The organism is Stenotrophomonas sp. CFBP8994 (assembly GCF_034044835.1).
Lineage (GTDB): Bacteria > Pseudomonadota > Gammaproteobacteria > Xanthomonadales > Xanthomonadaceae > Stenotrophomonas > Stenotrophomonas rhizophila_A.
In genome coordinates, this window is the sequence record NZ_JAXCWT010000012.1 from 1 (window position 1) to 5,421 (window position 5,421).

A 5,421-nucleotide genomic window follows, 5' to 3' on the forward strand; every position below is an offset into this window, starting at 1 on the left:
GGTACAACCAGCGCCGGCTGCATAACGCCAACGGCCTGGTACCGCCTGCGCTCCACGAAGCGCAGGTGGCCTGAACGCCCCTTGAGAGTGTCCAGAAAAGCTTGACCACCACAGGTTCACGGCGTCCCCCGGAAACCCGCACCGTCCCGCCAAGCCAGATGATCGTTGCAGAACGGCTGTTCGCCTCACCGCTTACAGCGCAGACCCACCAAACTTGTGCGTGTACTGCAGGTTCAACTGGCGGCCGACGGTATCGAACCACGACACGTCGTAATACGGGTACGACGTATAGGTCGCATCCTTCGGCGGCATCTTGTTGAACAGGTTCACCACCGACAGCGACAGGCGCGAATGGTCGTCGAAGCGGTACTGCACCGACAGGTTGTAGCGGTAGGTCGCCTTCATCCACGGGCTGTCGCCGCTTTCCCAGTCGAAGCTCTGGTCGTAGCTGTCGAAGCTCGGCAGCTTGCCCAGCCGCGAACCGTACAGCGTGGTCGACCACGCCGCGTTTTCCCAGGTCAGGCTGGCGCTGGTCTTGGTGCGCGGAATGTCGAAGCCGCTGTTGACCGCGAACTGGTCTTCCACCACGTCCCCGGCGAACTGCTGGAAATCATGGCGCTGCACCCACGTGTGGTTGCCGCTCAGGATGAAATCACCCACGCCGGTGGTCAGGCGGTAGCGCAGGCCGATGTCGATGCCGCGGGTGGTTTCGCGGGCGATGTTGATCGGGCTGACATGCACCCCGTACAGGCGGCCGTCGTCGGTTCGGGTGACGCGGCTGATGGCATCCACGCAGGTCGGCGAGCTGGCATCGGCATCGCCCAGCCGGCAGGCCGCCTCGTCGCGCAGGATCGTGCTCACGTCCATGTCCTGCACCTGGTCGCGCATGTCGATGTCGAACCAGTCCACCGACAGGTCCAGGCCCACGGCAGGCGACCACACCAGGCCGGCGCTCCACGAGGTGCTGGTCTCCGGATCCAGCTGGCGGTTGCCCTCGCGGGTCCGGATCAGGTTTTCCTCGTAATCGGAGCAGTCGTCCGCGCCATCCACCGCGCAGGCGTAGTAGTCGTTGGCACTGGTTTCATCGTTGCCCGGGCCGGCATACACATAGTGCAGGTCCGGCGCGCGGAACGCGGTGCCGTACGAGCCGCGCACCAGCAGCGAATCGATCGGCCGCCATTCGATGCCGCCGCTCCAGGTCGCCTTGCCGATCGTGTTGCCCGAGTAGCGGTACTGGTCGAAGCGGCCGGCCACGCTCACGTTGAGCGTGTCGTGCAGCGGCAGCCGCAGCTCGGCCGCGGTGGCCCAGCGGTTGCGGCTGCCATGGCCGTCCGAATCCTTCCAGCTGTAGTAGTAGTACTGCGTGGCCAGCGGATCGGGATTGAGCGCGTAGGACTGGTTGCCGAATTCGGCGGTAGCCGCAAAGCCGGCCTTGCCGCCGGGCAGCTCGAACAGCTCGCCGTTGGTCAGGGTCAGCGCGGCGGTATCGGTGCGCGACTTGGGCGTGTAGGTGGTGCGCGCGGCGATCGAATCGTACTCGGCGCGGGTCAGCGGCCGGTACAGGCGCGCCGGGTCGGCGTTGTAGATCGGGAAGCCATCGTCGTCCTCGCCCAGCTGCGGGCCCAGGAACAGGTCGTTGGCCTTGGCCGCGATGATCTGCGGCCAGCGGATCGACGACTGGTACTGCGAATGGCTCAGCGAGGCCTCGTAATCCCAGGCCGCGTCCAGCGAGCCCTTGAACCCGGTGGTGACACTGAAGGTCTTCTGCGTGCTGCGGATCATGCCGTTGCTCAGCCCGCCCATTTCCTCCGGCGAGAACTGGCGCTGCCAGAACTCCACCTGGTCGGTGGCCTGGTTGTGGAAGTAGCCGTCCTCGTTGCCATCCGGCGCCATCAGCCCCCACTGGGTCACGTCGCGCATCAGCGCGATGTCGTGGTAGCCCAGCTGTACGTCGGCGAACCACTCCGCGCCATTCTCGAAGCCATAGCGCAGCGAGGCGTAGCCGTTGGCGCCACGGCGCTTGCTCAGGATCGTGCCGTAGCCGATCGAGCGGTCGCTGCCGCAGTAGAAGCCGTAGCGCGCGCGCTCGGCGTAGTAGGTGCTGCCCTTGTTCTGTCCGGCCAGCGCATCGCAGGTGGCCTGGCCCGGGTCCAGGTAATCGTCGTTGTAATCCGTGCGCAGGTAAGCGCGGCGCGCGGCGCGCGCGCTTTCGGTGGGAGCGTCGAGGGTGGAATCCTGCTGGGTGCGCTCATAGGCCCACAGCGGGGTCTGCGACTGCAGTTCCAGGCTGTATACCGCGCTGAACCTGCCCGAATCGAAGCCGCTGGCGATGCTCATGTCGAACGACTCGCCACCGCCCTCGGCGGTGGTGCCCATGCGCACGTCCACCGTGGTGCCATCGACCTGCTTCTTCAGGATGAAGTTGACCACGCCGGCGATCGCGTCCGAGCCGTAGATGGCCGACGCGCTGCCGGTCAACACTTCAATCCGGTCGATCATGCCCAGCGGAATGTTGGAGACGTCGGTGAAGTTGCTGCGGCCCTGGAACGGCATCGGGAAGTCGGCGATCCGACGGCCATTGACCAGCACCAGGGTGTGGTTCGGCCCCAGCCCACGCAGGTCGACCTGCTGCGCGCCCGGCGAGAAGTCGGCACCGCTGGCGGACTGCTGGCTCTGGGTCTCGCCGCCGTTCTGGGTCATCGAACGCAGCACGTCCGGCACGCTGGTGAAGCCGCTGGCCTGGATCTGCTCGGCGGTGATCACCGTCACCGGGGCGGGGCCTTCAACCTGGGCGCGCGGAATGCGCGAGCCGGTGACCTGCACCGTGTCCAGCTGCTGCACCCCGGGGCCCGGGGCCTGCGCCGCCGCGGTTGCGGCCACACCCATCAACGCCAGCTGGATCGACCACGCCATCGCCTGTTTACGCATGAGAATTCCCAACAAGAAAGTAGGCCTCAGGGGAGGCCGCGACCCCCATTCACATTCGGTGAACGGATGGCGCGCATTTAACGCCTTTTTTACGCTGTTCACCACTGCCTCATCTTCAGGAAGGGGCTGAAGCCGATTTCCGGCCCCAGCCACGGCCTGCATGGCTTTCGGCCGATGCAGACGGGCGTGCGGGGCGGGCATGATGGGGGTTCACCCGCTCCGGTCATCGCCATGTCCCGTCGATCCGCCTTCCTGCTGTCCCTGTGCCTGCTCAGCCCCCTCGCGTCGGCCGCCGAACCGGTATTGGTCATCCATGGCGGGGCAGGGGTGCAGCGCAAAGATCTCTCGGCGGCCGAGGAAAAGGGGGCGCGCGCGGCACTGAGCCAGGCGCTCATCAAGGGCCACCAGGCGCTGGCGGCCGGCAAGCCGGCGCTGGACGCGGTCACCGCCGCCATCACCGTGCTCGAGGACGATCCGACCTTCAATGCCGGCAAGGGCGCGGTGTTCACCCATGACGGGCGCAACGAACTGGATGCCGCGCTGATGGACGGCGCCAGCCTCAAGGCCGGCGCAGTGGCCGGCGTGCAGCGCGTGCGCAACCCGATCCTCCTCGCCGAAGCGGTGATGCAGCACTCCCCGCACGTGATGATGGTGGGCCAGGGTGCCGAGACCTTCGCCGCAAGCCAGGGCATCGCGCTGGTCGATCCGTCCTACTTCCGCACCGAAAAGCGCTGGCAACAGCTGCGGAAGGCGCTGAAGGAAGAGGCCAGCGGCCAGGCCCATGCCGATCTGGAAACGGCCCGCCACTTCGGCACCGTGGGTGCCGTCGCGCTGGACAGCCAGGGCCACCTGGCCGCCGGCACCTCCACGGGTGGCATGACCAACAAGCGCTACGGGCGGGTGGGCGACTCACCGATCATCGGCGCCGGCACCTATGCAAACGCCACCTGTGCGGTGTCCGGCACCGGCTGGGGCGAGTACTACATCCGCACGGCCGCCGCGTACGACATCTGCGCGCGCATGCAGTACCTCAAGCAGGGGCCGGAAGACGCCGGGCGCGAGGTGATCAATACGCGCATTCCCGCGCTGGGCGGCGATGGTGGTGCGATCGTGCTGGGGGCCGATGGCCGTGCCGCCACGCCGTTCAATACGCAGGGCATGTATCGCGGCTGGATTGGTGCCGACGGCGTGCCGCACGTGGCGATCTTCGCGGACGAAACGCTGACGCTTCCGGGCCAATAGCCAGCGTTTTCAGGGCAAATTGCGATTCGTGTGAAAAATTTCAAAAAGGTTGTTGACAGAACCCGCATTCACCCCCAAAATTCACGGCTCTTCCACCCCACACCGAAAACGCTTCGGCGCCACGGGACAGGGTGGTAAGGAGGGATACCCAAGCGGCCAACGGGGGCAGACTGTAAATCTGCTGGCTTACGCCTTCGGTGGTTCGAATCCACCTCCCTCCACCAGTTTCATGCAGTTTCAAGTTGTGGCAAGAGCTTCCGATGCGGGAGTAGTTCAATGGTAGAACCTCAGCCTTCCAAGCTGATGGTGCGGGTTCGATCCCCGTCTCCCGCTCCATTGAATGGATTTGAATATATTCAAATTCGTGCCATAATTCAAAACTCGCTCACGTAGCTCAGTCGGTAGAGCACCTCCTTGGTAAGGAGGAGGTCGAAGGTTCGATTCCTTTCGTGAGCACCATCTTAGTGCCACCATTCAGACGATTTCGAGATAAGCAGCCATGGCCAAGGGTAAGTTCGAGCGCACCAAGCCGCACGTCAACGTCGGCACCATCGGTCACGTCGACCACGGCAAGACCACGCTGACCGCCGCACTGACCAAGATCGGTGCCGAGCGCTTCGGTGGCGAGTTCAAGGATTACTCCTCGATCGACGCCGCGCCGGAAGAAAAGGCCCGTGGCATCACGATCTCGACCGCACACGTCGAATACGAATCCCCGACCCGTCACTACGCCCACGTCGATTGCCCGGGCCATGCTGACTACGTCAAGAACATGATCACCGGTGCTGCCCAGATGGACGGCGCAATCCTGGTCTGCTCGGCCGCTGACGGCCCGATGCCGCAGACCCGCGAGCACATCCTGCTGTCGCGCCAGGTCGGCGTGCCGTACATCGTCGTGTTCCTGAACAAGGCCGACATGGTGGACGACGCCGAGCTGCTGGAACTGGTCGAAATGGAAGTCCGCGAGCTGCTGAGCAAGTACGACTTCCCGGGCGACGACACCCCGATCATCTCGGGCTCGGCCCGTCTGGCGCTGGAAGGCGACCAGAGCGATATCGGCGTGCCGGCCATCATCAAGCTGGTCGAGGCGCTGGACACCTGGATCCCGCTGCCGGAACGTGACGTGGACAAGACCTTCCTGATGCCGGTGGAAGACGTGTTCTCGATCTCGGGCCGCGGCACCGTGGTGACCGGTCGTATCGAGCGCGGCGTGATCAAGGTCGGCGAAGAAATCGAAATCGTCGGTATCCG

The 5,421-nt window shown here is 65.1% G+C and carries 3 protein-coding genes and 3 tRNA genes; 5 read left to right on the forward strand and 1 reads right to left on the reverse strand.

What is annotated here, in order from left to right:
* Positions 1-192: 192 nt before the first annotated feature.
* Complete coding sequence (locus SOM39_RS19200; RefSeq protein WP_320459236.1) at positions 193-2,928, reverse strand: TonB-dependent receptor plug domain-containing protein; 2,736 nt, start codon at positions 2,926-2,928, stop codon at positions 193-195.
* Positions 2,929-3,159: 231 nt separating this feature from the next.
* Between SOM39_RS19200 and SOM39_RS19205 the strand changes: the two genes are divergently transcribed.
* The 5 genes from SOM39_RS19205 to SOM39_RS19225 form a co-directional block, all read left to right on the forward strand.
* Positions 3,160-4,170: an isoaspartyl peptidase/L-asparaginase gene (locus SOM39_RS19205; RefSeq protein ID WP_320459237.1), complete on the forward strand. Its 1,011-nt coding sequence runs from the start codon at positions 3,160-3,162 to the stop codon at positions 4,168-4,170.
* Between the two features lie 138 nt (positions 4,171-4,308).
* Positions 4,309-4,394: transfer RNA gene (locus tag SOM39_RS19210), tRNA-Tyr, on the forward strand.
* A gap of 38 nt (positions 4,395-4,432) precedes the next feature.
* Positions 4,433-4,506 (forward strand) — tRNA-Gly (locus SOM39_RS19215).
* A gap of 47 nt (positions 4,507-4,553) precedes the next feature.
* Positions 4,554-4,629 (forward strand) — tRNA-Thr (locus SOM39_RS19220).
* A 40-nt stretch (positions 4,630-4,669) separates the two neighbouring features.
* On the forward strand, positions 4,670-5,421 hold a 752-nt coding region (locus SOM39_RS19225), incomplete at its 3' end, for an elongation factor Tu (protein WP_320459238.1).